24 protein-coding genes and 1 tRNA gene are annotated in these 26,070 nt (G+C 66.2%); 8 read left to right on the forward strand and 17 right to left on the reverse strand.

Going from position 1 to position 26,070, the window contains the following annotated elements; translation table 11 throughout:
- Positions 1–68 precede the first annotated feature (68 nt).
- Positions 69–1,832, forward strand: a complete 1,764-nt coding sequence (gene nagE / locus HWX25_RS17215; RefSeq protein WP_175909323.1) for an N-acetylglucosamine-specific PTS transporter subunit IIBC — start codon at positions 69–71, stop codon at positions 1,830–1,832.
- A gap of 203 nt (positions 1,833–2,035) precedes the next feature.
- Here the strand turns inward: nagE and HWX25_RS17220 are convergent, their stop codons facing one another.
- The 6 genes from HWX25_RS17220 to rpoH form a co-directional block, all read right to left on the reverse strand.
- Entirely contained in the window at positions 2,036–4,519 is a 2,484-nt protein-coding gene (locus HWX25_RS17220) for a family 20 glycosylhydrolase (protein WP_175909325.1), read from the reverse strand.
- A 560-nt stretch (positions 4,520–5,079) separates the two neighbouring features.
- Entirely contained in the window at positions 5,080–5,202 is a 123-nt protein-coding gene (gene cydX / locus HWX25_RS17225; RefSeq protein ID WP_059526148.1) for a cytochrome bd-I oxidase subunit CydX, read from the reverse strand.
- Positions 5,203–5,256: 54 nt separating this feature from the next.
- On the reverse strand, positions 5,257–6,393 hold the full coding sequence (gene cydB / locus HWX25_RS17230) for a cytochrome d ubiquinol oxidase subunit II (RefSeq protein WP_175909327.1): 1,137 nt from the start codon (positions 6,391–6,393) through the stop codon (positions 5,257–5,259).
- A 31-nt stretch (positions 6,394–6,424) separates the two neighbouring features.
- The gene (locus HWX25_RS17235; RefSeq protein WP_059819811.1) at positions 6,425–8,005 is read right to left on the reverse strand and encodes a cytochrome ubiquinol oxidase subunit I; all 1,581 of its coding nucleotides are present in this window, start codon (positions 8,003–8,005) and stop codon (positions 6,425–6,427) included.
- Positions 7,995–8,273: a cytochrome oxidase putative small subunit CydP gene (cydP, locus tag HWX25_RS17240; RefSeq protein ID WP_059526138.1), complete on the reverse strand. Its 279-nt coding sequence runs from the start codon at positions 8,271–8,273 to the stop codon at positions 7,995–7,997. Before cydP ends, HWX25_RS17235 begins: the two co-directional genes overlap by 11 nt.
- A 328-nt stretch (positions 8,274–8,601) precedes the next feature.
- A complete protein-coding gene (gene rpoH / locus HWX25_RS17245; RefSeq protein WP_175909329.1) occupies positions 8,602–9,537 on the reverse strand; it encodes an RNA polymerase sigma factor RpoH in 936 nt (311 codons plus the stop codon).
- Positions 9,538–9,898: 361 nt separating this feature from the next.
- Here rpoH and HWX25_RS17250 point away from each other — a divergent pair, with 361 nt between their 5' ends.
- Together HWX25_RS17250 and HWX25_RS17255 are read left to right on the forward strand one after the other, a co-directional pair.
- Positions 9,899–10,468, forward strand: coding sequence for an acyloxyacyl hydrolase (locus HWX25_RS17250; RefSeq protein WP_175909331.1), 570 nt, complete (start codon positions 9,899–9,901; stop codon positions 10,466–10,468).
- A 45-nt stretch (positions 10,469–10,513) separates the two neighbouring features.
- Positions 10,514–10,897, forward strand: a complete 384-nt coding sequence (locus HWX25_RS17255; protein ID WP_059526129.1) for a nuclear transport factor 2 family protein — start codon at positions 10,514–10,516, stop codon at positions 10,895–10,897.
- Positions 10,898–11,040: 143 nt separating this feature from the next.
- Here the strand turns inward: HWX25_RS17255 and leuA are convergent, their stop codons facing one another.
- Both leuA and ybiB read right to left on the reverse strand, forming a co-directional pair.
- Complete coding sequence (gene leuA, locus HWX25_RS17260) at positions 11,041–12,687, reverse strand: 2-isopropylmalate synthase (RefSeq protein WP_175909333.1); 1,647 nt, start codon at positions 12,685–12,687, stop codon at positions 11,041–11,043.
- A gap of 394 nt (positions 12,688–13,081) precedes the next feature.
- Positions 13,082–14,056: a DNA-binding protein YbiB gene (gene ybiB, locus HWX25_RS17265; protein ID WP_175909335.1), complete on the reverse strand. Its 975-nt coding sequence runs from the start codon at positions 14,054–14,056 to the stop codon at positions 13,082–13,084.
- Positions 14,057–14,237: 181 nt separating this feature from the next.
- Between ybiB and maiA the strand changes: the two genes are divergently transcribed.
- Positions 14,238–14,882 carry a maleylacetoacetate isomerase gene (gene maiA / locus HWX25_RS17270; RefSeq protein ID WP_059819807.1) on the forward strand — a complete coding sequence of 215 codons (645 nt, stop codon included), beginning with the start codon at positions 14,238–14,240 and terminating at the stop codon, positions 14,880–14,882.
- Positions 14,883–14,976: 94 nt separating this feature from the next.
- On the opposite strand, the gene ftsY is transcribed toward maiA, so the two are convergent.
- Complete coding sequence (gene ftsY, locus HWX25_RS17275; protein WP_059526120.1) at positions 14,977–16,137, reverse strand: signal recognition particle-docking protein FtsY; 1,161 nt, start codon at positions 16,135–16,137, stop codon at positions 14,977–14,979.
- Between the two features lie 202 nt (positions 16,138–16,339).
- Between ftsY and rsmD the strand changes: the two genes are divergently transcribed.
- The 3 genes from rsmD to HWX25_RS17290 all read left to right on the forward strand — a co-directional run bounded on the left by rsmD (position 16,340) and on the right by HWX25_RS17290 (position 17,889).
- Complete coding sequence (gene rsmD, locus HWX25_RS17280; protein ID WP_175909337.1) at positions 16,340–16,954, forward strand: 16S rRNA (guanine(966)-N(2))-methyltransferase RsmD; 615 nt, start codon at positions 16,340–16,342, stop codon at positions 16,952–16,954.
- A gap of 111 nt (positions 16,955–17,065) precedes the next feature.
- Positions 17,066–17,563 (forward strand): pantetheine-phosphate adenylyltransferase, encoded by a 498-nt coding sequence (gene coaD, locus HWX25_RS17285; RefSeq protein ID WP_006398238.1) that lies wholly within the window; start codon positions 17,066–17,068, stop codon positions 17,561–17,563.
- Between the two features lie 59 nt (positions 17,564–17,622).
- Positions 17,623–17,889 (forward strand): YfhL family 4Fe-4S dicluster ferredoxin, encoded by a 267-nt coding sequence (locus HWX25_RS17290; RefSeq protein WP_175909339.1) that lies wholly within the window; start codon positions 17,623–17,625, stop codon positions 17,887–17,889.
- A gap of 73 nt (positions 17,890–17,962) precedes the next feature.
- Here the strand turns inward: HWX25_RS17290 and hisC are convergent, their stop codons facing one another.
- The 8 genes from hisC to HWX25_RS17330 all read right to left on the reverse strand — a co-directional run bounded on the left by hisC (position 17,963) and on the right by HWX25_RS17330 (position 25,140).
- A complete protein-coding gene (hisC, locus tag HWX25_RS17295; RefSeq protein ID WP_175909342.1) occupies positions 17,963–19,030 on the reverse strand; it encodes a histidinol-phosphate transaminase in 1,068 nt (355 codons plus the stop codon).
- A 129-nt stretch (positions 19,031–19,159) separates the two neighbouring features.
- Positions 19,160–19,759 carry an aminoacyl-tRNA hydrolase gene (gene pth / locus HWX25_RS17300; RefSeq protein WP_175909344.1) on the reverse strand — a complete coding sequence of 200 codons (600 nt, stop codon included), beginning with the start codon at positions 19,757–19,759 and terminating at the stop codon, positions 19,160–19,162.
- 120 nt (positions 19,760–19,879) lie between these two features.
- Entirely contained in the window at positions 19,880–20,488 is a 609-nt protein-coding gene (locus tag HWX25_RS17305) for a 50S ribosomal protein L25/general stress protein Ctc (RefSeq protein ID WP_175909346.1), read from the reverse strand.
- Positions 20,489–20,650: 162 nt separating this feature from the next.
- A complete protein-coding gene (locus HWX25_RS17310) occupies positions 20,651–21,613 on the reverse strand; it encodes a ribose-phosphate pyrophosphokinase (protein WP_059526106.1) in 963 nt (320 codons plus the stop codon).
- 44 nt (positions 21,614–21,657) lie between these two features.
- Positions 21,658–21,734 (reverse strand) — tRNA-Gln (locus HWX25_RS17315).
- Between the two features lie 53 nt (positions 21,735–21,787).
- A complete protein-coding gene (ispE, locus tag HWX25_RS17320) occupies positions 21,788–22,669 on the reverse strand; it encodes a 4-(cytidine 5'-diphospho)-2-C-methyl-D-erythritol kinase (RefSeq protein ID WP_175909349.1) in 882 nt (293 codons plus the stop codon).
- 27 nt (positions 22,670–22,696) lie between these two features.
- A complete protein-coding gene (gene lolB / locus HWX25_RS17325; RefSeq protein ID WP_175909351.1) occupies positions 22,697–23,317 on the reverse strand; it encodes a lipoprotein insertase outer membrane protein LolB in 621 nt (206 codons plus the stop codon).
- Positions 23,317–25,140 carry a tetratricopeptide repeat protein gene (locus tag HWX25_RS17330; RefSeq protein ID WP_059691460.1) on the reverse strand — a complete coding sequence of 608 codons (1,824 nt, stop codon included), beginning with the start codon at positions 25,138–25,140 and terminating at the stop codon, positions 23,317–23,319. The genes lolB and HWX25_RS17330 overlap by 1 nt, the downstream gene beginning before the upstream one ends.
- An 86-nt stretch (positions 25,141–25,226) precedes the next feature.
- Here HWX25_RS17330 and mutM point away from each other — a divergent pair, with 86 nt between their 5' ends.
- Positions 25,227–26,054, forward strand: a complete 828-nt coding sequence (mutM, locus tag HWX25_RS17335) for a bifunctional DNA-formamidopyrimidine glycosylase/DNA-(apurinic or apyrimidinic site) lyase (RefSeq protein ID WP_059526099.1) — start codon at positions 25,227–25,229, stop codon at positions 26,052–26,054.
- Positions 26,055–26,070 lie beyond the last annotated feature (16 nt).

Raw genomic sequence — 26,070 nt, forward strand, 5'->3', positions numbered from 1 at the left:
CGAGCGTTTCACCACGCAAGCAATTAGGTCAACGACGATTAATGACGAGACATGGATTGGAGGACTGAATGGACGGGAATCCGTTTCTGAAGATACAGGGCCTGGGTCGAGCGCTGATGCTGCCGATCGCGGTGTTGCCGGTCGCCGGCATCCTGCTGCGGCTCGGACAGCCGGACGTGTTCAACATCAAGATGATCGCCGACGCCGGCGGCGCGATCTTCGACAACCTGCCGCTGCTGTTCGCGATCGGCGTGGCGGTCGGTTTCGCGAAGGACAACAACGGCGTGGCGGCGCTCGCGGGCGCGATCGGTTACCTGATCGAAACCGCGATCATGAAGGATATCGATCCCAAGCTGAACATGGGCGTGCTGTCCGGGATCATCGCGGGCGTGGTCGCGGGCTTGCTGTACAACCGCTACAAGGACATCAAGCTGCCGGACTACCTCGCGTTCTTCGGCGGCAAGCGGTTCGTGCCGATCATCACGGGGCTGGTGTGCGTGGTGCTCGGCATCGCGTTCGGGTACGTGTGGCAGCCGATCCAGCATGCGATCGACGCGGCAGGCCAGTGGCTGACGACGGCGGGCGCGATCGGTGCGTTCGTGTTCGGCTTCCTGAACCGCCTGTTGCTCGTCACGGGCCTGCACCACATCATCAACTCGCTCGCGTGGTTCGTGTTCGGCAACTTCACGCCGCCGGCCGGCGGCGAGCTCGTGCACGGCGACCTGCACCGCTTCTTCGCGGGCGATCCGACCGCGGGCACCTTCATGGCCGGCTTCTTCCCGATCATGATGTTCGGCCTGCCGGCCGCGTGTCTCGCGATGCTGCATGAAGCGCCGAAGGAGCGCCGCGCGATGGTCGGCGGCCTGCTGTTCTCGATGGCGCTTACGTCGTTCCTGACCGGGGTGACCGAGCCGATCGAGTTCAGCTTCATGTTCCTTGCACCGGTGCTGTACGTGATCCACGCGGTGCTCACGGGGCTGTCGCTCGCGATCTGCCAGATCCTCGGCGTGAAGCTCGGCTTCACGTTCTCGGCCGGCGCGATCGACTACGTGCTGAACTACGGGCTGTCGACGAAGGGCTGGATCGCGGTGCCGCTCGGTATCGCATACGGCGTCGCGTATTACGGACTGTTCCGCTTCTTCATCCGCAAGTTCAACATGGCGACGCCGGGCCGCGAACCGGCCTCGGCCGATGCGGCGGCCGAGTCGTACGCATCGGGCGGCTTCGTCGCGCCGGCAGCCGGCGCCGCCGCGGCAGCACCGCGTGCGCAGCGCTACATCGCCGCGCTCGGCGGTGCAGGCAACCTGACGGTCGTCGACGCATGCACGACGCGCCTGCGCCTGACCGTCGTCGATCCGGAGAAGGTGTCGGAGCCGGAACTGAAGTCGATCGGCGCGCGCGGCGTGCTCAAGCGCGGCGGCAACAGCGTGCAGGTGATCATCGGGCCCGAGGCCGACATCATTGCCGACGAGATGCGCTCGGCGATCGGCAGCGGCGCGACTGGCGCCGCTGAGACGGCCACGGCCGCTGCAGCTCAGCCGGTCACGGGCGCGGCCGCCGGTCCGCTCGATCCCGATCCGCTGCGCTGGCTCGCGGTGTTCGGCGGGGCGACCAACGTCGCTTCGCTCGACGCGATCGCGACCACGCGCCTGCGCGTCGTCGTGCGTGACGCGTCCGCGGTCGATCGCGATCGACTCGGCGCGCTCGACGTGGCATGGGTGTCGCCGGACACGTTCCACATCGTCTGCGGCAACGCGGCGGCACGCTACGCGGAACAGCTCGGCGCGCGCCTGACGTCGACGGGCGGCGGGGCGGCGCCGCAACCGGCCTGATCCGGCACGATGCGATGAGGTGGGCCCGATCCGCGTGGCGGGTTCGGGCCGCCGGTCGGTAAAACGAAAACGGCTTGCGATACGTCGCAAGCCGTTTTGCTTTGGCGGGGCGTGGGCGCGATGCAATCGTCCGCATCGCGCACCGCTTGCGCGGATCAATCGCGCAACCGTTCAACCGCTCAGTTGTTCAACCGCTCAATCGTTCACGGGCTTGTCAGCGTGAAGGTCGGCTTCCGGTAGCCGATGCCGGCCCGGTCGAGCTTCGGCAATTCGCGCTGCGTGAGCAGCGTCGCGAAGCCAGCCCAGTCGCGCTGCAGCGCGGCCAGGTCGACGTGATGCGTGTCGCCGCGCTTGAAGCGCACGCCGGCCGCATACGGCAGCTCCCAGTCGGCCCGGTGCCACGCGCGTTCGGCGAGCGCGAGCAGCCGCGGATAGGCCATGTATTCGAGGAACGTGTCGTTGCGCATCACCTCGCCCCACGCCTGCCCCTGCATACCTTCGATGCGCGGCGCGGGGCCGATGCCCGTCACCTCGAACGCGTTGCCGTCACGATCGCCCATCACTTCGGCGTTCTGCGGCAGGTTCTCGGGCGCGAACGAGAACACCTTGTACTCGTCCGTCGCGTGCGAGCCCCAGTAATAGCCGCGCTCGCGCGGGTTGAGCGTGTACGGGAAGTCGAAGTACAGGTAGTCGGGCAGCGCGAGCACCGTCAGGTAACCCTTGCCGCTCAGGTCGCGTGCGCTGTCCGACGCGCCCCAGAAGATCGTGTCCCACAGCGACACCATCACGTGGCGCGTGCTGAAGTCCTGCGGCCCGTTCGCATGCTTGATGCCGTCCTGCCACGCGGCCATCGTGTCGATCCCGTTCGCGTCGACCGCCGCGCTCACCTGTTTCGCGAAACGCGTCGGCAGCTCGTCGATCGATTTGATCTCGCCGCGCTGGAGCAGCGCCGTGCACGCGGGCGAACGCGCCCACGGCTTGTCCTGCGCGGCGACATCGATGCGCCCCTTGTTCGGGTCGGTGCCGTTCAGCGGCTGGAAGCCCCCGCCGAGGAAGATGTTCTTCGCCTCGTCGCCGCCGTAGTGCCAGGTGTGCAGCGGCGCCTGCGCGTCTGCATGCATCGCCGCGATCTCGCGGATCACCTTCGACGCGAAATTGAGCGCACCCGGCACGCACGGGTTCAGGTCGCTGCGCCGATCGTAGAACTGCACCGTCGTCAGGTTCGTCGTGTCCTGCGGATCGAGCAACCGGTACGCGTTCGCTTCCTGCTCGCGGCCGGCCGCGTGCAGCCGCCGGTAGCGCGCCTCCATCGTCACGACGGCCGCGCGCGCATGCGCGGGCATGTCGATCTCGGGGATGATCCTGACGAAGCGGGCAGCCGCGTAGCGCACGAGCGCCACGTAGTCGTCGCGCGTCAGGTAGCCGCCGCCCGAGCGGTTGTCGGGGCCCGAGCCGAGTTGCGGCAGCAGGCAGCGCGTCTCGCTCGGGTCGTGACAGCGGCGCGAGCCGATGTCGGTCAGCTCCGGCAGGCCGGGAATCTCGATGCGCCAGCCTTCGTCGTCGGACAGATGCAGGTGCAGGCGGTTGAGCTTGTATGCGCTCATCTGGTCGATCAGGCGGCGCAGCGTCGCCGGGTGCTTGAAGTTGCGCGCGAGGTCGACGTGCATCCCGCGATGCGTGAAGCGCGGCGCATCCTCGACGAGCATCGCCGGGATCGGGCCGCCGCCGGCGGGCGCGAGCGAGTAGAGCGTCTGCACGCCGTAGTAGAGGCCCGCGCGATCGTAGCCTTCGATCAGCACGCCGCGCGGCCCGATCGCGAGCCGGTAGCCGCCCGGCACCGCAATGTCGGCCGGCAGCCGGCGCGGCGCGACGGCACCGCGGACCGGCACGCGCGCGCCGTCGAGCCCGAGTGTCGTCGCACGTTCGCGCAGCGCCGCGATTTGCCCATCCGGCAGGTCCGGCAGCGCGAACTCGACGCCGCGCAGGTCGAGCGTGCCGGGCAGCGGCTGTTCGCGTTTCACGCTCGGCAGTGCGCGGCTCGCGTCAGGCCGTGCCGCCACGGGCGGCGCGTTGCCGGTCGAATTGTTTTGCGCGTCGGCCGGTAGCGATTCGACATAGCGGAGCTCGTCGTCGGTGTCGTTGTAGCGGAGCACGGCGGGCGGTGCGCCGTCGACGACGACATACGGGCGCGGAATCACGTCGCTGTAGCGCAGCAGCCAGTATTCGGCGACGAACGGCAGTTCGATACGTTCGCCGGGCGCGAGCCGCATCGAGCCCGGCTGCGGCGTCAGCTCGTACAGGTCGCCGGTGAGCCGCCGCAGCGCGAAGCCCGGACGATCGATCCGCAGCAGCCGGCGGATGCTGTGCAGGTACAGCTTCCAGCCGCCGTCGGCGATCGTCTGGTGGCCGCGGTTCTGCAGGATCAGGCGGCCGGTCGCGCAGGCCGCGCCGTCGGCGCCGAGATCGGCGCACGGCACGCCGGCCGCGGCCGCGTGGTTGTTGTCGACGGCGACGCGCAGCGCGAGGCCGTTCGACAGAAGCGTCGCGAGACTGGCCGCTTGCGCGGCCGGTTGTGCGATGCCGGCAGCCGCGACGGCGGCGGTCGGCGTCGGCTGCGCGCCGATCGCGACAGGCGGCAGCGCCGCGATCAACAGGGCGGCAACGAAGGATGGCAAGGTGTGCTTCATTCGAACTCCTGAGAAAAAAGTGGGCGTGGCGGCGTCGTTGAAGGCGACGTCGCCGCGATCGGGTCTTTCAATGGAGCTGCGGGAGATACCCGCGCACGGGGCGATGCGGCCGCACCGCGCGCATTCGGCACGCGGGGGCGTGCGTTACGGAACGGGAGGCGGGCACCCGTGCCGATCGGATCCGCGGGGTGGCGGATGCGTGCTCATTGGCGGCGCACGGCAATCGCCGCGGCAACGATGCGACCTCGGCGGAGTGGGTTCGACCGGCCGCGCACGATCGCAACGGCGGCCGCTGCCGCATACGCATGGCAACTCGACGCGCGGGCGCGCGCCAGACACGGGATTCGCATGTCTCCCCCACCAGATGGATTCGGCCTGTCGGCGGCCGTGTCCAAAGATCTTATGAAACCTTTGATTGGTATTCAAGTGGTATCAATCTGGCGCTAAATTGGCATCGAGGAATCGCGGGGCCGCCGATGGTACGGACGAAAAAAAACCTCGCGTGACGCGAGGTTCGTTCCGGGCGGGAGGGGCGGTGCGAGCCGCCTTCCCGCGTGCGATCAGCCGCGGCGTGCGCGCACCGGCGCTTCCTGCGGCTTCTGCCGCGCTTCGAGCCACATCGCGTTGACGATGCCGAACGACAGCGCGACGCCGATACCGAGAATCCAGCTGAAATACCACATGATCCGACTCCTTGCGAAACGGTGGGCGAGGGCGCGTGGGCGCCCCGGCCAGGTTCAATACATCGAGTGCTTGTTCTCTTCGAGCGACTGATGCGTGACCTTGCCGCGCATCACGCGGTACACCCAGCTCGTGTAGAGCAGGATGATCGGCAGGAACACGATCACCGCGAACAGCATCACCTGCAGCGTCATGTGGCTCGACGTCGAATCCCACACGGTCAGGCTGCTGCGCGGATCGAGCGACGACGGCATGATGAACGGGAACATCGAGAAGCCAGCGGTCAGGATCACGCCGGTGATCATCAGGCCGGTGCAGAAGAACGCCGTCTTTTCCTGCTTCGAGCCGGCGAGCAGCAGCGCGAGCAGGCCGCCCGCGATCCCGACGACGGGTGCCGCGATCATCCACGGATACTCGCCGTAATTCGCGAGCCACAGGCCCGAGCCGGCGGCGACGTCCTTGAGCAGCGGGTTCGCGACCGTGTCGGTCGGCGCGGCGTGCGTGATGTGGAAGCCGCCGATGGTCGACGCGATCAGCACGCCGGCCAGCACGAACAGCACGACCGCGAGGAGCGCCGACACGCGCAGCGCGATCGACGCGCGGCGTGCGATCACGCCGTCGGTCTTCATCTTGATGAACGCGGCGCCGTGCGCGACGAGCATCGTGAGGCTGACGAGCCCACAGAGCAGCGCGAACGGGTTCAGCAACGCCCAGAAGCCGCCGTAGTAGGTCACGCGCAGGTCGCTGTCGAACTTGAACGGCACGCCCTGCAGCAGGTTGCCGAACGCGACGCCGAACACCAGCGCCGGCACGAAGCCGCCGACGAACAGGCCCCAGTCCCAGCCGGCGCGCCAGCGCGGGTCGGGCCGCTTGCTGCGATAGTCGAAGCCGACCGGCCGGAAGAACAGCGCGAACAGCACGAGCAGCATCGCGAAGTAGAAGCCGGAGAACGACGCGGCATAGACAAGCGGCCAGGCGGCGAACATCGCGCCGCCCGCCGTGATCAGCCACACCTGGTTGCCTTCCCACGTCGCGCCGACCGTGTTGACGATGATGCGGCGTTCCTCGTCGGTCTTGCCGAGGAACGGCAGCAGCGCGGTCGCGCCCATGTCGAAGCCGTCGGTGACGGCGAAGCCGATCAGCAGCACGCCGACGAGCAGCCACCAGATCAGCTTGAGAGTTGCATAGTCCATAGCGATTCCTTGTTCGGTTTCAGGTGCGCGCTCAGGCCGACGCGTGCTCGCCGGCGGCCGCCAGCTCGTGGTGATAGCGGCCGGTATGCAGCGAGGACGGGCCGAGACGCGCGTACTTGAACATCAGCTTGATCTCGATGACGAACAGTGCCGTGTAGAACGCGATGAAACCGGCGAGGCTCAGGTACAGGTCCGTCGACGTCAGGCTGGATGCCGACAGATGCGTCGGCAGGATGCCCGCGATCGTCCACGGCTGGCGGCCGAGCTCGGCGACGACCCAGCCGAATTCCGCGGCGAGCCACGGCAGCGGGATCGCCCACACTGCATAGCGCAGGAACCAGCGGCGGTTGTCCTGCAGCACCTGCCGGCGCGCGCAGAACCAGAACGCGGCGACGAAGGTCGCGAGGAACAGGAAGCCGAGGAACACCATGATCCGGAACGAGAAGAACACGGGCGCGACCGGCGGGATCGTCTTCTTCGCGGCGGCCTTGATCTGCTCCGGCGTCGCATCGACCACGTTCGGCGTGAATTGCTTGAGCATCAGCCCGTAGCCGAGATACTGCTTGTGCTGATCGAACAGCGCGCGGGTCGCGTCGCTCGTGTCGCCTTCCTTGATCTTCTGCAATGCGCCGTACGCGACCATCCCGCTCTGGATGTGTTCCTCGCTGTGCTTTGCGAGCTCGCGCAGGCCGATCACCGGTTCGTCGATCGAGCGCGTCGCGATCAGGCCGAGTGCGTACGGGATCTTGATCGCATAGTCGGTGCGCTCTTCCTTCTGGTTCGGAATGCCGATCAGCGTGAACGATGCCGGCGCCGGCTGGGTTTCCCATTCCGATTCGATCGCGGCGAGCTTCATCTTCTGCACTTCGCCGGTCGTGTAGCCCGATTCGTCGCCGAGCACGATCACGCAGAGCGTCGACGCGAGACCGAAGCCTGCCGCGACCGCGAACGAGCGCAGCGCGAAATCGGTGTCGCGCTTCTTCAGCAGGTACCACGACGAGATGCCGAGCACGAACATCGCGGCCGTCACGTAGCCGGCCGACACGGTGTGCACGAACTTCACCTGGGCGACCGGGTTGAACAGCACGTCGAACAGGTTCGTCAGCTCCATGCGCATCGTCTGGTAGTTGAATTCGGCGCCGACCGGATTGTTCATCCAGCCGTTCGCGACGAGGATCCAGAGCGCGGACAGGTTCGAACCCAGCGCGACGAGGAACGTGACCATCAGGTGCTTGACCTTCGACAGGCGGTTCCAGCCGAAGAAGAACAGGCCGACGAACGTCGATTCGAGGAAGAAAGCCATCAGGCCTTCGACCGCGAGCGGCACGCCGAAGATGTCGCCGACGTAGTGCGAGTAGTACGACCAGTTCGTGCCGAACTGGAATTCGAGCGTGATGCCGGTCGTCACGCCCATCGCGAAGTTGATCCCGAACAACTTGCCCCAGAACTGGGTCATGTCCTTGTAGACCTGTTTGCCGGTCATCACGTAGACGGCTTCCATGATGACGAGCAGCCAGGACAGGCCGAGCGTCAGCGGCACGAACAGGAAGTGGTAGAGCGCCGTGATGCCGAACTGCAGACGCGACAGATCGACGACTTCGCTACTTATCATGGTGGTCTCCCTCGGTAGATGCAGGCGCCGGCACCGAGAGCAGCTTCTCGGCGACGACGGCAGGCGGCAGCGACATGTGCTTGGCCTGCGGATGATTGAAGAATGCGTATTTGAGCGACATCAGGAGGATCAGCTTGACGATCACTACCAGCGTGATGTCGCGCATGAGGGTCGGCCCGCGCGCCCACGCGGCGATGCGTGCGCGCCAGCCGAGCGTGCCGGCGGCCTGCGGGGGAGGCGGCGCAGGCTCTTTATTGATCGAGATCAAGGCGATTATCCTGAATCGATTTACGTGGGTTTTGGGGCGACTCTACGTCGGATTTATGACGGCAGTTAAGCTGTTTTAATCCTTTTAAGCCGACATGCCAATTTTAAAATGCCGGCTTTCCGATGCCGAGTGTTGCGCTGCGGCAGACCGTCGCGAAGCACGTGTCGAAACTTGATGCAGATCAAGGTTATGCGGAAGGGGCCGGAATTTGCCCGATACCCGATCAATAAGGTCGATTAATACGGCGTGATCGAGGCTAAACCATAGACGAAAAAAAACCGCTGCCGGGTGGGCAGCGGTTTTGGGTAAAGCGCTCTAAATCGCGGAGTTACGCGTATTCGGCGAGTGCCGTGCGCATCTTCTTCATGGCGCTCGCTTCGATCTGGCGGATGCGTTCCGCCGATACGCCGAACTCGGCCGCGAGATCGTGCAGCGTCGAGCCGCCCGAGCCGTCGTCGTCGACGTTCAGCCAGCGCGCCTCGATGATCCGGCGGCTGCGCGCGTCGAGTGCCTCGAGCGCTTGCGCGATGCCGTCCGTCTGCAGCATGTCGCGCTGACGCGCGGCGAGCACGGCGGTCGGCTCGTTGTGCGAATCGGCCAGGTAGGCGATCGGTGCGTACGACTCCTCGCCGTCTTCCACTTGGCCCTCGAGCGCGATGTCGCCGCCCGACAGACGCGTCTCCATCTCGGTCACGTCTTCGCGCTTGACGTTGAGCTCTTGCGCGAGGCCGTCGATTTCCTCGGGCGTCATCGCCTGCATGCTCTTCTTGTGGCTGCGCAGGTTGAAGAACAGCTTGCGCTGCGCCTTCGTCGTCGCGACCTTCACCATCCGCCAGTTGCGCAGGATGTACTCATGGATCTCGGCCTTGATCCAGTGGATCGCATACGACACCAAGCGCACGTTTTGCGCCGGGTCGAAACGTTTCACAGCCTTCATCAGGCCGATGTTGCCTTCCTGGATCAGGTCGCCGTGCGGCAGGCCGTAGCCGAGGTAGTTGCGCGCGATCGACACGACGAGCCGCAGGTGCGACAGCACGAGGCGGCGTGCCGAGTCGAGGTTGTTGTCGTCGCGGAATTCGGTCGCGTACTGGCGTTCCTCTTCGGCGGTCAGGAGCGGGATCCGGTTGACGGCCTGGATGTACGCGTCGATGTTGCCGAGCTGGCCCGACAACATCGATTGCGTCGCGAGCGCCAGCGAGCCTGCCGATTCGGCCTTGGCCGGCGTCGGGCTCAGGGTGTTCGGAAGGGTCAGGGCGTGGCTCACTAAAAAACTCCTTTGGAATCAGGGACAAACCCCTGGTCTCGGATGAGATTCCGGGGCCCATCTTAGCACTCCCGTAATCCGAGTGCTAATTCCTTAGAGGGGGTGCGGGCATCCAAGTTCCCGATTCTCTATCGAACTTGTCGAATCGATAGTCTAATTTGCGACCGGACTGGCCGGTAGAAGTTCCGTAAGTTGTTGTTTCTGATAGTAATCAGTAGACGGTTTCGATTTTTGTAGTTTTGGAAGCAAACAATTTCGCTTCGTGATGCCGATCCGAAAAGTCCTTTACCATACCATTCAGTTCGCTCGGGCCCGGCCGCGGCGGCAAGGCCCCATTCAACCCACAAAGTTGGAGTGTCTGATGAACAATAAGAAGAATTGCCGGCCCCGCAGCCGGCTTGCGGTGCATGCGCTGCTGGCGGCATCGCTGCTGGGCGGATCGGGTGCCGCGTTCGCGGATCGATGGGGAATTCAGGCGGGCGGCGGGTTTTCCGATCGCCACGGGATCGACAAGGCCGATCTCGGCGTCGTGTGGGATCCGGGCTGGAACTGGTGGGAAATCGGCGGCTGGCACTTCGCGTTCGTGATGGAAGGCCACGCCGGCTACTGGCACACGGGCGGCAATGTTCATGGCAGCATCGGCGAATTCGGTGCGACGCCGATGTTCCGCTTCATCAAGAGCGCGGGGCAGGTGCGTCCGTTCGTCGAGGCCGGCGCCGGCATCCGCTTCCTGACGTCCCCGACGATCTCCAACAATCTGTCGCTGGCGACGTCGTTCCAGTTCGTGGACGTCGTCGGCGTCGGCGCGCAGTTCGGAGAACGGCAACAGTATCAGCTCGGCTACCGTTTTCAACATGTGTCTAACGCGGGTATCAAAGAGCCGAATCCTGGTATAAATTTCCACCAGTTCTACGTGCAGTACAACTTCTGATCCGCACGCCCGCGCACGGCGGGCGCGTTGCCGAGGAGTCAGGCGATGGCGAAGGTGGTCGATGCGATTCGCGCGCTCGAGCGCGATCGGTTCCGGGCGATGGTCGACGGGGACGGCGAGGCGCTCGAGGCGCAATTGTCGGACAAGGTGTTCTTCGTGCACACCAACGGCAAACGCGAAACCAAGCAGCAGTTCATCGACGCCATCGTCGCCGGCCGCCGTCGCTATCGCCAGATCGAAATCCAGTCGCAGGACCTGCTGCCCGTCGGCGACGCAACCTGCGTCGTCACCGGGCGCGCACTGATCGAGATGGAAACGAACAACGGCGGGCTGGTGTTTCCGATCGCCTATACCGCCGTCCATACCCATGAGCAGGGGCAGTGGCGCCTGCTGGCGTGGCAGGCGACGCGGTGCGCGACCGAGACATGAGCGCGCGTGGCGCTCCTTTTCGTGTCCCGACCGAGGCGGCCTTCTGGGCCGCTTTTCATTGCCCGTGCGGCGCGGATTGCGCGACACACGGGCGGTCACGCACCGCTCGCTGACGTTCGAACCCTGAAACAAAAATCTGCCGGTCAGGCCGCCGCACGGCGGTCGGCGCACTGCCAGGCCGAGCGGTTGATCGCGCTGACGACCGCATCGAGCGCGGCGCTCGCCGCATCGGCGTGCACGCCGACGCCATGCCGCAGCGGCGCATCGCCGACCCGGCAGCCGACCGATACCGCAATTCGCCCGTCCGTCGTACGCGCGTGTTCGCACGAGGCGACGTCGATCGTCGCGCCGGCCGCCGTCGCGAAGGCCGCGGCCGTGCGTTGCACGACGTCTTCGGGTGTCGCGCCGGCCGGCGGCGCGCCCGCGATGTCGCGGTTCTGCCAGCGTGCGGCGTCGCCGTGGCGCGCGGCCGGGCCGTCGGTCTCGAAGAATTCGCGGGCGAACAGCGCGCAGATCGCGTCGCCGGTCACTTCCTCGCCGGACGCGTCGGCGAGCGTCTGCACCGCATGGCTGAACTCGATCTGCACGCGCCGCGTCGGCGTGAAGCCCATCCCGCGTTCGAGCAGGAACGTCGCGCCGCCTTTGCCGGACTGGCTGTTCACGCGAATGACCGCGTCATAGCTGCGACCGAGGTCGGCGGGGTCGATCGGCAGATACGGCACTTCCCACACCGCGTCGGGGCGCTGCTGCGCAAAGCCCTTGCGGATCGCATCCTGGTGCGAGCCCGAGAACGCGGTGAACACGAGGTCGCCCGCGTACGGATGACGCGGATGCACCGGGATCTGGTTGCAGCGCTCGACTACGCGGCGCACCGCGTCGATGTCGGAGAAATCGAGGCCCGGATCGATGCCCTGCGTATAGAGGTTCAGCGCGAGCGTGACGAGGTCGACGTTGCCGGTGCGCTCGCCGTTGCCGAACAGGCAGCCTTCGATGCGGTCGGCGCCCGCGAGCAGCGCGAGTTCCGCAGCCGCGACCGCGGTGCCGCGATCGTTGTGCGGATGCACGGACAGCACGATGCTGTCGCGATACGCGAGGTTGCGGTCCATCCACTCGATCTGGTCGGCGAACACGTTCGGGCTCGCGGCTTCGACGGTCGCCGGCAGGTTGACGATCATCTTGTGATCGCGGGTCGGCCGCCACGCCTGCGCGACCGCGTCGCACACTTCGCGCGCGAACGTCAGCTCGGTCATGCTGAAGGTTTCCGGCGAATACTGGTAGGTCCAGTGCGTGTCGGGGCGGGCCGCCGCGTGTTCCTTGATGAGTCGCGTGCCCTCGACCGCGAGCGCCTTCACGTCGTCCTTCGACATCCCGAACACGATGCGCCGGAACGACGGGCAGATCGCGTTGTACAGGTGCACGATCGCGCGCGGCACGCCTTCGAGCGCATCGAAGGTGCGCGCGATCAGGTCTTCGCGCGACTGCACGAGCACTTCGATCGTCACATCGTCGGGAATGCGCTTGTCGTCGATCAGCTTGCGGACGAAATCGAAGTCGGTTTGCGACGCCGACGGAAAACCGACTTCGATCTCCTTGAAACCGATCGCGACCAGCATGTCGAAGAATTCCAGCTTCTGTTCGATGCTCATCGGCTCGATCAGCGACTGGTTGCCGTCGCGCAGGTCGGTGCTCATCCAGACCGGCGCACGCTCGATGGTGCGGGTCGGCCAGCGGCGGCCATTGATGCGGACGGGCTCGAACGGACGGTACTTGTCTTGCGGGTTGCGCTTCATCTTCTGGACCTCGGGTCTCAAGTCGCGAGCGAAGACGGGCGGCATGGGCGACGGGTGGCGCTGCCTCGCACCGTGGCGCCAGAAACGCGCTGCGGATGCGGATGATCTTCGCGAATCGGCCGACGGATGGACGGACGAATGCTGACGACTTCGGGTTGTAAAAACTGCGAGAAGGGTGCTGCGAGGAACTGCAGGGAGGGACCGTGCGGACAGCACACGGCGCTACGACAGCCTTAGGCTAGTCGTAGCGATAGCGACCGCGCTAGGCGGCCGGAGGTAATTCGGAGGGTGTTCGGAAAGGAACGCATGGCGACAACTCTATGCCAGGATGCGTGCGCGTGTCAAATGGTCGGTTGAAAGGCCGGCGCGACCGCGTACCGGCCCCGGATGCCGGTCACGGTGCGAGCCGGGCGATTCGCACGATCGTCTCGACCTGCCGCGCAAGCGTGTCGGGTACCGGAATTTCGCCGCGCAACACGGCGTCCGTCCACGCGGCCGTGGTTGCCGCGTCGCGCGATTCGGGCAGCGCGACGGGCGGCGCGTCGCTCGACGAGCGCTCGGGCTCGATCAGCGTGTCGCATACGCCGTCGTGCAGCCAGTCGACCTGCACCTGGCGCCGCGTGTCGGCCACCGCTTCGCCTTCGGTGCCGCGCGCGAGCAGCGCGCCGCCGAGTGCGGCGTCCGGGTGATCGCGGAACAGTTGCGCGAGGCTGTCGCGGTACGGCGGATGCGTGTAGTTGACGAGCCGCAACCCGGCCGGCGCGAACGGCTGCAGGATCTTCACGAGCGTGTGCGTCGAGTTGCGCACGCCGAGCACGCCGCGCAGCGACAGCAGACGCGCGATGCGCGGCGCCAGCGCGGCGATGGGCGCGAACGCGACGCGGCGTTCCGCGAGCATGTCCTCGATCGCGTCGTGCGACGTCGACGGCGGGATCGACAGCGCCGAGAAGATCTCCGCGCTCGTCACGCGGCCCGGATCGCGCTCGACACCGTGCACGAGCACCGGCACGCCTTCTCGCGCGAGCAGCAGCGCGAGCAGCGGCACCAGGTTCGGCTGCTTGCGCGCGCCGTTGTAGCTCGGGATCGACACCGGGCGGAACGCGGCATCCTGCACGTGCACGGGTTCGAACGACGCCTGCGCGGCTGCGAGCATCGCGGCCAGTTCGTCGGCGCTTTCACCCTTCAGACGATAGGCGATCAGGATCGCGCCGAGTTCGACGTCCGACACGCGCGAGTCGAGCATCGCGCGATAGAGCTCGAACGTGTCTTCGGCGGACAGCGCGCGTGCGCCGTGCGGGCCGCGGCCGATTTCCTTGATGAAGCGGGCGCAAGGGAACGGCGAGGCAGCGGGGTCGAGGGAAGCGGTCATCGGGGCGTGGGGCGGGCGGCCGGCATCGGGCTGCGCGGTGAGCGGTAAGGAATGCCCCGAGTATCGCACGGGCACGGCTGCGCGCGCCGACGCGGCGCGGCGCGCTAAACTCGGGTTCCCGGTGGTGCCGCGTGCGCTGCGGACGCCGTCGCCGGCCGAATACGATCCAGAGAGACATCCCATGAAGCTCTACAGCTATTTCCGCAGTTCCGCGTCGTACCGCGTGCGGATCGCCCTGAACCTGAAGCAGCTGCCGTACGACACGGTTCCCGTGCACATGCTGCGCGACGGCGGCGAGCAATTGAAGGACGCCTACCGCGCGGTGAATCCGGATGCGGTCGTGCCGACGCTGATCGACGGCGATGCCACGCTGCAGCAGTCGCTCGCGATCATCGAATATCTCGAGGAAACGCATCCCGAACCGGCGCTGTTGCCGAAGCAGCCGGTCGACCGCGCGTATGTGCGGGCGATCGCGCTGCAGGTCGCGTGCGAGATCCATCCGCTGAACAACCTGCGCGTGCTCAAGTACCTGAAGCACACGCTGAAGGTGTCGGAGGAAGCGAAGAACGACTGGTACCGGCACTGGATCGAGGCGGGTTTCGCGTCGCTCGAGACGCGCCTCGCGAACGATCCGCGCACCGGCAAGCTGTGCTTCGGCGACACGCCGACGCTCGCCGATATCTGCATCGTGCCGCAGGTGTTCAACGCGAACCGTTTCTCGATCGACACGACGCGCTTTCCGACGATCCAGCGGATCGCCGATCATGCGTCGACGCTCGACGCGTTCAAGGCCGCCGAGCCCGGCGTGCAGCCCGACGCCGAATGACGTCGCGCGGCTGTCAGCCACCGGCTGACGGCTTCCGGACGCGCATGAAAAAAGGGCGCCCGAAGGCGCCCCGTGCGGTGCGGGCCGGCGACGTTCAGCCGAGCAGCGCGTCCGCGAATTCCACTGCGCTGAACGGTTGCAGGTCCTCGACCTTCTCGCCGACGCCGATGAAGTAGACGGGCACCGGGCGCTGCCGTGCGATCGCGGCGAGAATGCCGCCCTTCGCGGTGCCGTCGAGCTTCGTGACGATCAGGCCCGTGAGGCCGAGCGCATCGTCGAATGCCTTCACCTGCGTGAGCGCGTTCTGGCCCGTGTTCGCGTCGATCACGAGCAGCACCTCGTGCGGCGCGCCATCGTGCGCCTTCGAGATCACGCGCTTCACCTTCTTCAGCTCTTCCATCAGGTGCAGCTGCGTCGGCAGGCGGCCGGCCGTGTCGGCCATCATCACGTCGATCCTGCGCGCGCGCGCGGCGCTGACCGCGTCGAAGATCACCGCGGCCGGGTCGCCGCTTTCCTGCTGGACGACCGTCACGTTGTTGCGCTCGCCCCAGACCGCCAGTTGTTCGCGCGCGGCCGCGCGGAACGTGTCGCCCGCAGCCAGCAGCACCGACTGGTCGAAGCTCTGCAGGTGCTTCGCGAGCTTGCCGATGCTGGTGGTCTTGCCTGCGCCGTTCACGCCCGTGATCATCATCACGAGCGGCTGCGCGCGGCCGAGCATCAGCGATTTCTCGAGCGGCTTCAGCAGTTCGACGAGCAGGTCGTGCAGCGCGCCCTTCACCTGCTGCGGATCGGTCAGCCGGCCCGCGCGCACCTTCTCGCGCAGCGCGCCGAGCAGGTACTCGGTCGCATCGACGCCGGCGTCGGCCATCAGCAGCGCGGCTTCGAGCTCTTCGTACAGGTCCTCGTCGATCTTAGTGTTGACGAACACGCCGGTAATGCTCGAGCCCGTCTTCGCGAGCCCGGACTTCAGGCGCGCGAGCCACGATTTCTTCGCGGAGGCGTCCTGCGTCGGCGGCGGCACGATCTCGACCGCTTCGACGACTTCGTCGCTGCCGTCGTTGGTCGGCGTGACCGTCATCACGACAGCCGGCGCGGCCGGCTGCGGTTGCGCGGGCGCTGGCGGCGCTTCGATCGCCTGACGCGCGTCGGCGGCGGGCGAGTCGGACGGTTCGTCCGGTTGCGGCGCATCGATCGATTGCGATTCCGCGGAGTCGGGCTCCTGCGTTTTCTTGAATCGTTTGAAGAAGCTGAACATGGTCTGACGTCGGGAAGAGGGCGGGGCGCCGCCAGGGCGGAGCGCCGGAGGGGCCGTCATGCGTGCGCACGGCGGCCGAAACCGTGCATTTTATCAGTGCGGCGGCGCACTCGCGTCAGCCGGTGCCGTCGCTGTGGTAACGTGCGCCTGTTTGGCGGTGCGCCTTCCCGCGCACCCGGTCCCTCCGTCGTCGATATTCCGTATGTCCCGTTCCTCTTCCGGCCGCCCGACGGCCCCCCCTGGTCGCGGCAAGCCGCACACGATCCGCATCATCGGCGGTGACTGGAAGCGCACGCCGCTCGCCGTGCTCGATCTCGACGGCCTGCGGCCGACGCCCGATCGCGTGCGCGAGACGCTGTTCAACTGGCTCGGCCAGGATCTCGAAGGCCGGCGCTGCCTCGATCTGTTCGCGGGCACCGGTGCGCTCGGATTCGAGGCCGCGTCGCGCGGCGCGACGAGCGTCGTGATGGTCGAGCGCCACCCGCGCGCGGCGCAGCAACTGCGCGCGATCAAGGACAAGCTCGGCGCACGCTCGGTCGAGGTCGCGGAAGCCGACGCGCTGCGGCTCGCGGCCGGGCTGACCCCGGGCGCGTTCGACGTCGTGTTCCTCGATCCGCCGTTCGGTGAGGCGGCCGTGCTCGAGCGCGCGATCGCGCTGGCGGCGCCGCTCGTCGCGCCGGATGGCGCGCTGTACGTCGAGACGGGCGCGGAGCTCGACCCGGCCGCGCACGAAGCGCTGGCCGGTTGGCAGGTGGTGAAGCACGGCAAGGCGGGTGCGGTTCACTATCATTTGCTGCGGCGCGAAAATGATGAATAATGCGCGTTCCATACGAGGCGGCGCGCCGCAAAGGCGACGCATGCCCATCTCGGCAGCGGCGTGCGCGTCGCACGGCTGCCACCCCGTTTGCGTGATGACAGGAGGAGCGACATGGTAGTCGCCGTGTATCCCGGTACGTTCGATCCGCTGACGCGCGGGCACGAAGACCTCGTGCGGCGTGCGTCGAGCATTTTTGATACGCTGGTGGTCGGTGTTGCCGACAGCCGCGCGAAGAAGCCGTTTTTCTCGCTGGAAGAACGTCTGAAGATTGCGAACGAGGTGCTCGGCCATTATCCGAACGTGAAGGTGATGGGGTTCAAGGGCCTGTTGAAGGACTTCGTCCGCACCAACAATGCGCGCGTGATCGTGCGCGGCCTGCGTGCCGTGTCCGATTTCGAATATGAGTTCCAGATGGCGGGGATGAACCGCTATCTGCTGCCCGACGTCGAGACGATGTTCATGACGCCGTCCGATCAGTATCAGTTCATCTCGGGGACGATCGTGCGCGAAATCGCGCAGTTGGGCGGCGATGTCAGCAAGTTCGTGTTTCCGTCCGTGGAGAAGTGGCTGACCGAGAAAGTCGCCGCGATGGGAGGCCCGGCCGCGTGACGCGGCGCCGGCCGGTTTCATCGCGAAGCCGGCCGCCGGCCTGAAGAAGTGAGATCAGTATGTCTTTGATGATTACCGACGAGTGCATCAATTGCGACGTGTGCGAGCCAGAGTGCCCGAACGGCGCGATTTCGATGGGCCCGGATATCTACGTGATCGACCCCAACAAGTGCACCGAATGCGTCGGCCATTTCGACGAACCGCAGTGCCAGCAGGTGTGTCCGGTCGAATGCATTCCGCGTGATCCGCAGCACGACGAATCGCATGCGCAGTTGATGGCGAAGTATCACGCGTTGACTGCCGCGAAGAGCGACGACGCGCAGTGATCGCGCAGTGACGCGCGCGTTGCGAATTGCTTGGCCGGCGCCGCCTGGCGCCGGTTCCATTTCTCCCTTCGCTTCAGCCGATCAGGTCGCGCAATGCCGCGACGAGCGTGTCGCATTCGGCGTCGGTGCCAACGGTGATGCGCAAATGCTGGTCGATGCGTGGCGCCCGGAAGTGCCGTACGAAAATTTCCCGATCCTTCAGCTTTGCCGCGATCGTGCCCGCATCGTGCGCGGGATGGCGCGCGAACACGAAATTCGCGGCCGACGGCACGACGTCGAAACCGAGTGCCTCCAGCGCGTGCGTGAGCCGCACCCGGCTGTCGATCACGCGTCGGCAGGTCGCACCGAAGTAGTCGGTGTCTTCGTATGCCGCCTGCGCGGCGACCTGCGCGAGCCGGTCGAGCGGATAGGAATTGAAGCTGTCCTTCACACGATTCAGTGCGTCGATCAACGCGGCATCGCCGAACGCGAAGCCGACGCGCATGCCCGCGAGCGAGCGCGCCTTCGACGTCGTGTGCACGACGAGCAGGTTCGGATGGCGGTCGATCAGCGTGATCGCGGATTGTGCGCCGAAATCGACGTACGCCTCGTCGATCAGCACGACCGACGATGGGTTCGCGGCCGCGATCCGTTCGATGTCCGCGAGCGGCAGCGCGCGCCCGGTCGGCGCGTTCGGGTTCGGAAACAGCACGCCGCCCGCATCGTCGAGATAGTCTTCGACACGGATCGAGAAGTCGTCCGCGAGCGGCACGACCGTGATCTCTACACCGTACAGGCGCGCGTAGGTCGGGTAGAAGCTGTACGAGATGTCGGGAAAGCGCAGCGGCCGGTCATGCTTGAGCAGTGCCTGGAACGCATGCGCGAGCACTTCGTCGGAGCCGTTGCCGGCGAAGACCTGCTCGGGCTTGATGCGATGATGGGCCGCGACCGTCTCGCGCAGTGCGCGCGCGAGCGGGTCGGGATAGCGGCGCAGCGTGTCGCCGGTGTCGCCGAGTTCGCGTGCGATCGCCGCGACGACGCGCGGCGAAGGCGGATAGGGATTCTCGTTGGTGTTCAGCTTGACGGGGTGTGCGAGCGCGGGCTGTTCGCCCGGCACGTAAGGCACGAGTTGCTGAACGACGTCGCTCCAGTAACGGCTCACCGCTTGGCTCCTGACGGGCAAAAACGACCAGATTACCGCATGTGGACGCTGCGGTGCGCGATTGCGCACGACGGAGACACCGCCCGGCGCCGCCGGACGGCACGTTGCACCATGCCGGTGCGGTGGAAGTCAGTTGCGATGCAGTTGCATCGTCGCGCGGTCGAGTTCGCCCTTGACGACCATCGGCATCACGGCGAGCGCGCGCTCGATCGATGCGTCGATCACGTCCTGCTCCTCGCGGCGCGGCGGCTTCAGCACGAAGTTCGCGACGTCGGGTTTTGCGCCGGCGCGTGCGCCTTCCGGGATCAGGTCGCGCGGATGGCCGATGCCGATGCGCAGGCGCCAGTACTGCTGCGACGACAGATGCGCGGTGATGTCCTTCAGGCCGTTGTGGCCGCCGCTGCCGCCGCCGAGCTTCAGCTTCACCGTGCCGGGCGGCAGATCGAGTTCGTCGTGTGCGACGAGGATCTGGTCGGGCAGGATCTTGAAGAAACTCGCGAGCGCGACGACCGACTGGCCGGAGCGGTTCATGTAGGTTTGCGGCTGGAGCAGGTGGACTTCCTCGCCGTGCAGGCGCGCTTTCGCGTAGAAGCCGTGGAAGCGGCGCTCGTCGCGCAGCGTCGCGCTGGCTTCGCGGGCGAGCTGGTCGATCAGCCAGAAGCCGGCGTTGTGGCGCGTCGCAGTATATTCCGCCCCGGGGTTGCCGAGGCCGACGATCAGTTTGATCATGACGTTTCGTAGGCGGCAGCGCCCGCCTGGGCGCAGAAAAAGAAAAACCCGCCGGGCAAGCCGCGGCGGGTTGCGTCGACCGTTTCTTGAAACGGATCGAACGGGCGCGTAGGCGGCCGCTTAGGCAGCCGGCGTTTCGCCTTCGCCTGCTGCGTCCGACACGGCGCCAGCCGGGACCGTCGCCGATGCGACAACCGGGTTTTCCGCGTCGATGTGCGCGACCAGCGTCACGCCCTTCGGCAGTGCGATGTCCTTCGCGTGCAGCGACTGACCTGCTTCGATCTTCGACAGATCGACTTCGAGGAATTCCGGCAGAGCCGACGGCAGGCACTCGACTTCGATTTCCGTCGCGACGTGCGAGACGATTGCGCTCGACAGCTTCACTGCCGGGCTGACTTCAGCGTTCAGGAAGTGCAGCGGCACCTTCGTGTGCAGCTTCTTCTTCGCGTCGACGCGCTGGAAGTCCACGTGCAGCACGAGTTGCTTGAACGGGTGGTATTGCACGTCGCGCAGCAGAACCTGTTGCGACTGGCCAGCCACTTCGAGGTCGAGGATCGACGAGTGGAAGGCTTCCTTCTTCAGCGCGTGCCACAGCGCGTTGTGATCGAGTTCGATCTTTTGCGGGGCTGCTTCGCCACCGTAGACGATACCCGTGGTCTTACCGGCGTTGCGCAGGCGGCGGCTCGCACCCGTACCTTGCTCTTGGCGCTCGAAAGCGACGACTTTCATGTGATTCTCCATTAGCTGCCCGCGACCAGGCAGTAAAACGGGGCCGGCGAAATGGCGGCCCCCGATGAAACGGACGGGGTTTCGTCTATCCCGTCCGATTGTGCAAAAAGCGAAGCGTTGCCGCTTCGCTTTCCGCGCATGCTTTGTCGTGTCGTTCCGCGATCAGGATTCCGCAAACAGCGACATCACCGAGTCGCCGCGGCGAATCCGCGAGAACGTTTCGGCCAGCAGGCTCGCGCTCGTCAGCGAGCGGATCTTCGAGCAGCCGAGCGATTCGGCCGACAGCGGGATCGTATCGGTGACGACCAGCTCGTCGAGTGCCGATGCGGCGATACGCTCGGCGGCGCCACCCGACAGAACCGGGTGCGTCGCGTACGCGAACACCTGCTTCGCACCGCGATCCTTCAGCACTTGCGCTGCCTTGCAGAGCGTGCCGGCCGTATCGACCATGTCGTCCATGATCACGCAGGTGCGGCCTTCGACTTCACCGATGATGTTCATCACTTCGGCGACGTTCGCCTTCGGACGACGCTTGTCGATGATTGCGAGATCGCAGTTGAGCTGCTTCGCGAGTGCCCGGGCACGGACCACGCCGCCGACGTCCGGCGACACGACGAGCAGATCCGAGTAGTTCTGCTTGCGCAGGTCGCCCAGCAGGATCGGCGTTGCGTAGATGTTGTCGACCGGGATGTCGAAGAAGCCTTGAATCTGGTCGGCGTGCAGATCCATCGTGATGATCCGCTCGACGCCGGCGATTTCCAGCATGTTCGCGATGACCTTCGCCGAGATCGCGACGCGCGCCGAGCGCGGGCGACGGTCCTGGCGGGCATAGCCGAAGTAGGGGATGGCGGCAGTGATCCGGCCGGCGGACGCACGCTTGAGCGCGTCGACCATGATCATCAGTTCCATCAGGTTGTCGTTCGTCGGCGCGCACGTGGATTGCAGGACGAAGACGTCCTTGCCGCGCACGTTTTCCTGGATCTCGACCTGGATCTCGCCGTCGGAGAAACGGCTGACCATTGCTTTGCCGAGGGGGATTCCAAGGATATTGACGACTTCCTGGGCGAGCGCGGGATTCGCGTTGCCAGTAAAGACCATCAAGCCATCATGGCTGTGGCTGCTCATCGTGCACCTGCTTCAGGCTTAGGCGGGAAATGCGGGAAAATTTTTGGCAGGGGAGGAAGGACTCGAACCCTCGCATGCCGGAATCAAAATCCGGTGCCTTGACCAACTTGGCGACTCCCCTACACTCAACTGATAACTTTACCGGACTTGTAGGCCATCCGATAAAGCAAAACTTCATGACGCGAAAGCGAAGAGCGGATGCTCGTTCAGGCTCTCGGCAACTGCACCGTTCCAACCGGTGGGCAGCTTGGCTTTCGCCGCTTCTGCCTCGTGCCTGCTATGAAACACTGCAAACACGCTTGCTCCGGAGCCGGTCATCCTCGCGGGGGTCACATCATACAACCATTTGACCACCTGCGCAACTTCCGCGTACTTACTTGTCACAACTTGCTGCATGTCGTTCCGGCCGAAACTGTCTGGCCATCCCGCATCGCTGTTTTGCTGTGCAAGAAAGTCCGTAATTGTGACGCGCTTCGTATCTCTTGTCAACAACTCGTCTGAAAAAATTTCAGCGGTGGGGACATGAACGCGTGGCGTCACAACCAAGAACCAGCGAGTCGGCAATTCTACCTCAGCTAATTCTTCTCCGATACCCTCTGCGAACGCATTTTTTCCAAAAACAAAAAACGGGACGTCCGCGCCGAGTTTCACCGCGAGCGACTGCAGTTCCGTGCGCGGCAGATCGAGTTGCCACAGGCGGTTCAGCGCGAGCAGCGTCGTCGCCGCGTCGGAGCTGCCGCCGCCAAGGCCCGCGCCCATCGGCAGGCGCTTGTCGATCTCGATGTCGACGCCGGCAGCGGTGCCCGTGTGCGTTTTCAGCAGGTTGGCTGCGCGCACGACGAGATCGCTCTCCTCGGGCACGCCCGGCACGTCGGTGACGCGTGCGACGCGACCGTCGTCGCGCAGCGTGAAGTGCAGCGTATCGCCCCAGTTCAGCAGCTGGAACACGCTCTGCAGATCGTGATAGCCGTTCGGTCGACGGCCGGTGATGTGCAGGAACAGGTTGAGTTTCGCGGGCGCAAGGCAGTTGCGCAGCGAGCGGGTCGAATCGGTCATGCGTATGTCGGGGCTAGGTTCACGTGCTTACTGGTCGAGCACGAGCTTGATGTCGAGCGGCGGCGTCGCGCGCACGAGGTTGACGCGTTTGACGCCCGTGGCCGGTGCGTCCGCGTAGGCGAGATAGTCAATCGTCCAGCCGTCCTGGCGAATCTGCTTGACGTGCGTCGTGTCCGCCGGGTCGCGCACCGTCTGCGCGGGCGTTGCGGGCGCGGGCGTCGGCAGCAGCCAATAGCGCAGACCGGCCAGCGGCAGCGAGAAGCCGAGCGCGTTCTGCATCAGTTCGCCGACGTCGGTCGCGTATTGCGGTTGGCGGTTCGGCAGTTCGAGCGATGCGGCCTGCGGCGTCGATTTCACGACCGCGAGCGTCTGGCCGAGCGGGCTGCGCAGTTCGAGCGACACGTCGTCGCCGTTTTCCTGCCAGTCGAAGTTGCCGTAAACGTTCTGCGGTCGACCGAGGCGGTCGCTGTACTGCACCGCGAAGCGACCGTGATACGCGTGTGCTGCGGCCGTCTGCAGCACGGTGCCCGACGGCGCATTCGCCGACGGCGGCGTGCTCGCGCAGCCGACGAGCGCGATCGCGGCGCCGGCCGCGGCCAGCGTGCGCAGCGCGCGGGTAGACGAGGAAAACATCGGGAACATCCGCATCAAAGGCCGTTGATCTGCAGGCGCTTGAGCGTCTGCACGAGCGTGTCGTTGTCGGGTTCGAGCTTCTGCGCAGCACGCCACGCGACGCGCGCGTCTTCCTGCGCGCCGCTCTTCCACAGCACTTCGCCGAGGTGCGCGCCGATCTCGGCGTTGGGTTGCAACTCGTACGCGCGCCGCAGCACCTTCGTCGCGCCGGCCGTGTCGCCCATCCGGTACTTCACCCAGCCGAGGCTGTCCATGATGTACGCGTCGTTCGGCGCGAGCGACAGCGCCTTGTCGATAAGCTTGCTCGCCTCGGGCAGGCGTTGGTTACGATCGGCCAGCGAATAGCCGAGCGCGTTGTACGCCTGCGGGTTGTCGGGCTGCGTGCGGATCAGCTCGCGTAGTTGCTTTTCCATCGCCGCGTAGTGGCCGGTCTTCTCGGCCGCCATGGCGTAGTCGTAGCGCAGGTCGGGATCGTCCGGGAAATCCTGGACCGCCTGCGCGAGTCGCGCCTCGGCTTCCGGATAGCGCTTCGCGGTGAACAGGATCGACGCATCGGTGCGTGCGACCACGGCCGCATCGCGCGGATCGCTGATCGGCAGGTCGTCGAGCACCTTGCGCGCCTCGTCGGTCTTGCCCTGTTTCTGCAGCAGCTGCGCGCGCGTGATCTGCGCGGGCAGGTAGTGCTGGCTCGTCTGGTCGACCTTGTCCAGCCATTGCGACGCCTGCGCGTCGTTGCCCTGCTCGATCGAGATCTGCGCGAGGTAGATGTAGCCCTGACCGACGTCGAGGTTCGGCTGCTTGTCGCCGAGCTGCACGTACTGCTTCAGGTACGCGGTCGCGTCGTCGAGTTTCTTCTGCTGGATCTTGATCAGCGCGAGCGCCATCAGCGGCGTCGGATCCTTCGAGTCGAGCTTGCGCATCGTCTCGAACTGCTTCTGCGCGTCGTCGAGACGGTCGTCGGCGAGATAGAGCTGCGACAGCGCGAGGCGCGCATCGCGCGACTTCGGATTCTGCTGAACATATTTCTCGAACGACGCGATGCCGGCCTTGCGCTCGGCGGGCCCCATCTGCGACAGCATCAGCGCTGCCGGCAGATAGTCGGGGCGGATCTGCAGCGCCTGCTTCAGCGACTGCGCCGCGCCTTCCTTGTCGTCGACCGCGAGTTGCTGTCGCGCGATCGCGAGCTGCGCCTCGGGGCGGTTCATGTCGTTCTTCAGCATGTCCTTCAACACCGCGAGGCCGCCGACGCGGTCGGAGCCGCGCACCAGCAGTGCCTGCAGCGCGAGGATCGCAGGGCCGCGCGTTTCGCCGGTCGCGCGGGCCAGTTCGCGCGCCAGCATCGGCTGTGCGTCGGCCGGCTTGCCGGCGAGCACGAGCAGCGCGGCGTCGACTTGCGATGCGCGGTTCGAACCGGGGGCGTACTGGCGCCACAGATCGGCCGCGGACAGCGCGTCGGCCGGGCTTTGCGCGCCGAGCGCGATTTCGGTCGCACGCTGCGCCATGCGCGGGTCGCGCGTGTCGCGGGCGAGCGCGAGGTAGGTCTGGTAGGCCGGCGCAGGCTGGTTGCGCTGGAGCGCGACCTCGGCGGCCAGCACCTGGTAGACGATCTGGCTCGTCAGCGGGACGCCCGGGAGATCCTTTTTCTCGTCCGGCAACACGTGCTCGAACGCGCCCTGCGGCTCCGCGTCGTCCGATGCCGGATTCTGCGCGTGAGCCGGGAAGGCGGTGAGGGTCCACGCGGCGAACAGCGCGGCGCCGAGCGCACGGCGGACCGGGAAGGCGCGCGCGCCGCGCACGGCGGCGGGGCGCTTCAGAAGCAGCTTCGAGGGCAAGGTCATGGAAATCCGTTCGATGTTTCAACCGATTGTAACGCGCTCGCTACAATACACGCACGATCGTGAATCCAGTCTCAGACCCGCAAAACATGCCAGAGTTGCCAGAAGTCGAGGTCACGCGCCGGGGCATCGAGCCCTTTGTCGCGGGCCGCCGCGTCGAGCGTGTCGACGTCCGTACCGCGATGCTGCGCTGGCCCGTGCCGGCGGGGCTCGCCGAGCAATTGCGCGCGCGCGAGGTGCTCGCCGTCGAGCGTCGCGGCAAGTATCTGCTGTTCGAGGTCGACGCGGGCTGGTTCATCGTTCATCTCGGGATGACGGGCACATTGCGCGTGCTGCCCGCGGCCGGCGTGCCGGTCGCTGCAAAACACGATCACATCGACTGGATCTTCGACGAATTCGTGCTGCGGTTCCGCGATCCGCGCCGTTTCGGCGCGGTGCTGTGGCATCCGCGCGAAGCGGGCGACGTGCATGCGCATCCGCTGCTCGCCAGCCTCGGCGTCGAGCCGTTCTCGCCGGCGTTCACCGGCGCGCTGCTGCACGCGCGCACGCGCGGCCGCACGGTGTCGGTCAAGCAGGCGCTGCTCGCGGGCGACATGGTCGTCGGCGTCGGCAACATCTATGCGTCGGAGAGCCTGTTTCGCGCGGGCATCCGGCCGACGACCGCCGCCGGCAAGGTGTCGCTGCCGCGCTACGAGCGGCTGGCCGACGCGGTGCGCGCGACCCTCGCCGACGCGATCGAGCGCGGCGGCAGCACGCTGCGCGATTTCGTCGGCAGCAACGGCGAAAGCGGCTATTTCCAGCTCGACTGCTTCGTCTACGATCGTGCAGGGCTGCCTTGCCGCGCATGCGGCACGCCGATCCGCCAGATCGTGCAGGGGCAGCGCTCGACCTATTTCTGCCCGACCTGTCAGCGTTGAGTCGCGCGTTGCAACC

Origin of the sequence: Burkholderia sp. BCC1640, assembly GCF_902833125.1 — a bacterium.
GTDB classification, from domain to species: domain Bacteria; phylum Pseudomonadota; class Gammaproteobacteria; order Burkholderiales; family Burkholderiaceae; genus Burkholderia; species Burkholderia diffusa.

Bases quoted from the DNA above. Each gene is read 5' to 3' on its own strand.
- cydX (WP_059526148.1), bottom strand. From the start codon at position 5,202: ATGTGGTATTTCAGCTGGATTCTCGGTATCGGCGTCGCGCTGTCGTTC.
- coaD (WP_006398238.1), top strand. From the start codon at position 17,066: ATGGTAGTCGCCGTGTATCCCGGTACGTTCGATCCGCTGACGCGCGGG.
- HWX25_RS17255 (WP_059526129.1), top strand. From the start codon at position 10,514: ATGGCGAAGGTGGTCGATGCGATTCGCGCGCTCGAGCGCGATCGGTTC.
- mutM (WP_059526099.1), top strand. From the start codon at position 25,227: ATGCCAGAGTTGCCAGAAGTCGAGGTCACGCGCCGGGGCATCGAGCCC.
- cydB (WP_175909327.1), bottom strand. From the start codon at position 6,393: ATGGACTATGCAACTCTCAAGCTGATCTGGTGGCTGCTCGTCGGCGTG.
- HWX25_RS17220 (WP_175909325.1), bottom strand. From the start codon at position 4,519: ATGAAGCACACCTTGCCATCCTTCGTTGCCGCCCTGTTGATCGCGGCG.
- ftsY (WP_059526120.1), bottom strand. From the start codon at position 16,137: ATGTTCAGCTTCTTCAAACGATTCAAGAAAACGCAGGAGCCCGACTCC.
- pth (WP_175909344.1), bottom strand. From the start codon at position 19,759: ATGATCAAACTGATCGTCGGCCTCGGCAACCCCGGGGCGGAATATACT.
- ispE (WP_175909349.1), bottom strand. From the start codon at position 22,669: ATGACCGATTCGACCCGCTCGCTGCGCAACTGCCTTGCGCCCGCGAAA.
- maiA (WP_059819807.1), top strand. From the start codon at position 14,238: ATGAAGCTCTACAGCTATTTCCGCAGTTCCGCGTCGTACCGCGTGCGG.
- leuA (WP_175909333.1), bottom strand. From the start codon at position 12,687: ATGAAGCGCAACCCGCAAGACAAGTACCGTCCGTTCGAGCCCGTCCGC.
- HWX25_RS17305 (WP_175909346.1), bottom strand. From the start codon at position 20,488: ATGAAAGTCGTCGCTTTCGAGCGCCAAGAGCAAGGTACGGGTGCGAGC.
- HWX25_RS17290 (WP_175909339.1), top strand. From the start codon at position 17,623: ATGTCTTTGATGATTACCGACGAGTGCATCAATTGCGACGTGTGCGAG.
- nagE (WP_175909323.1), top strand. From the start codon at position 69: ATGGACGGGAATCCGTTTCTGAAGATACAGGGCCTGGGTCGAGCGCTG.
- HWX25_RS17330 (WP_059691460.1), bottom strand. From the start codon at position 25,140: ATGACCTTGCCCTCGAAGCTGCTTCTGAAGCGCCCCGCCGCCGTGCGC.
- lolB (WP_175909351.1), bottom strand. From the start codon at position 23,317: ATGCGGATGTTCCCGATGTTTTCCTCGTCTACCCGCGCGCTGCGCACG.
- rsmD (WP_175909337.1), top strand. From the start codon at position 16,340: ATGTCCCGTTCCTCTTCCGGCCGCCCGACGGCCCCCCCTGGTCGCGGC.
- HWX25_RS17310 (WP_059526106.1), bottom strand. From the start codon at position 21,613: ATGAGCAGCCACAGCCATGATGGCTTGATGGTCTTTACTGGCAACGCG.
- ybiB (WP_175909335.1), bottom strand. From the start codon at position 14,056: ATGACCGCTTCCCTCGACCCCGCTGCCTCGCCGTTCCCTTGCGCCCGC.
- HWX25_RS17235 (WP_059819811.1), bottom strand. From the start codon at position 8,005: ATGATAAGTAGCGAAGTCGTCGATCTGTCGCGTCTGCAGTTCGGCATC.
- HWX25_RS17250 (WP_175909331.1), top strand. From the start codon at position 9,899: ATGAACAATAAGAAGAATTGCCGGCCCCGCAGCCGGCTTGCGGTGCAT.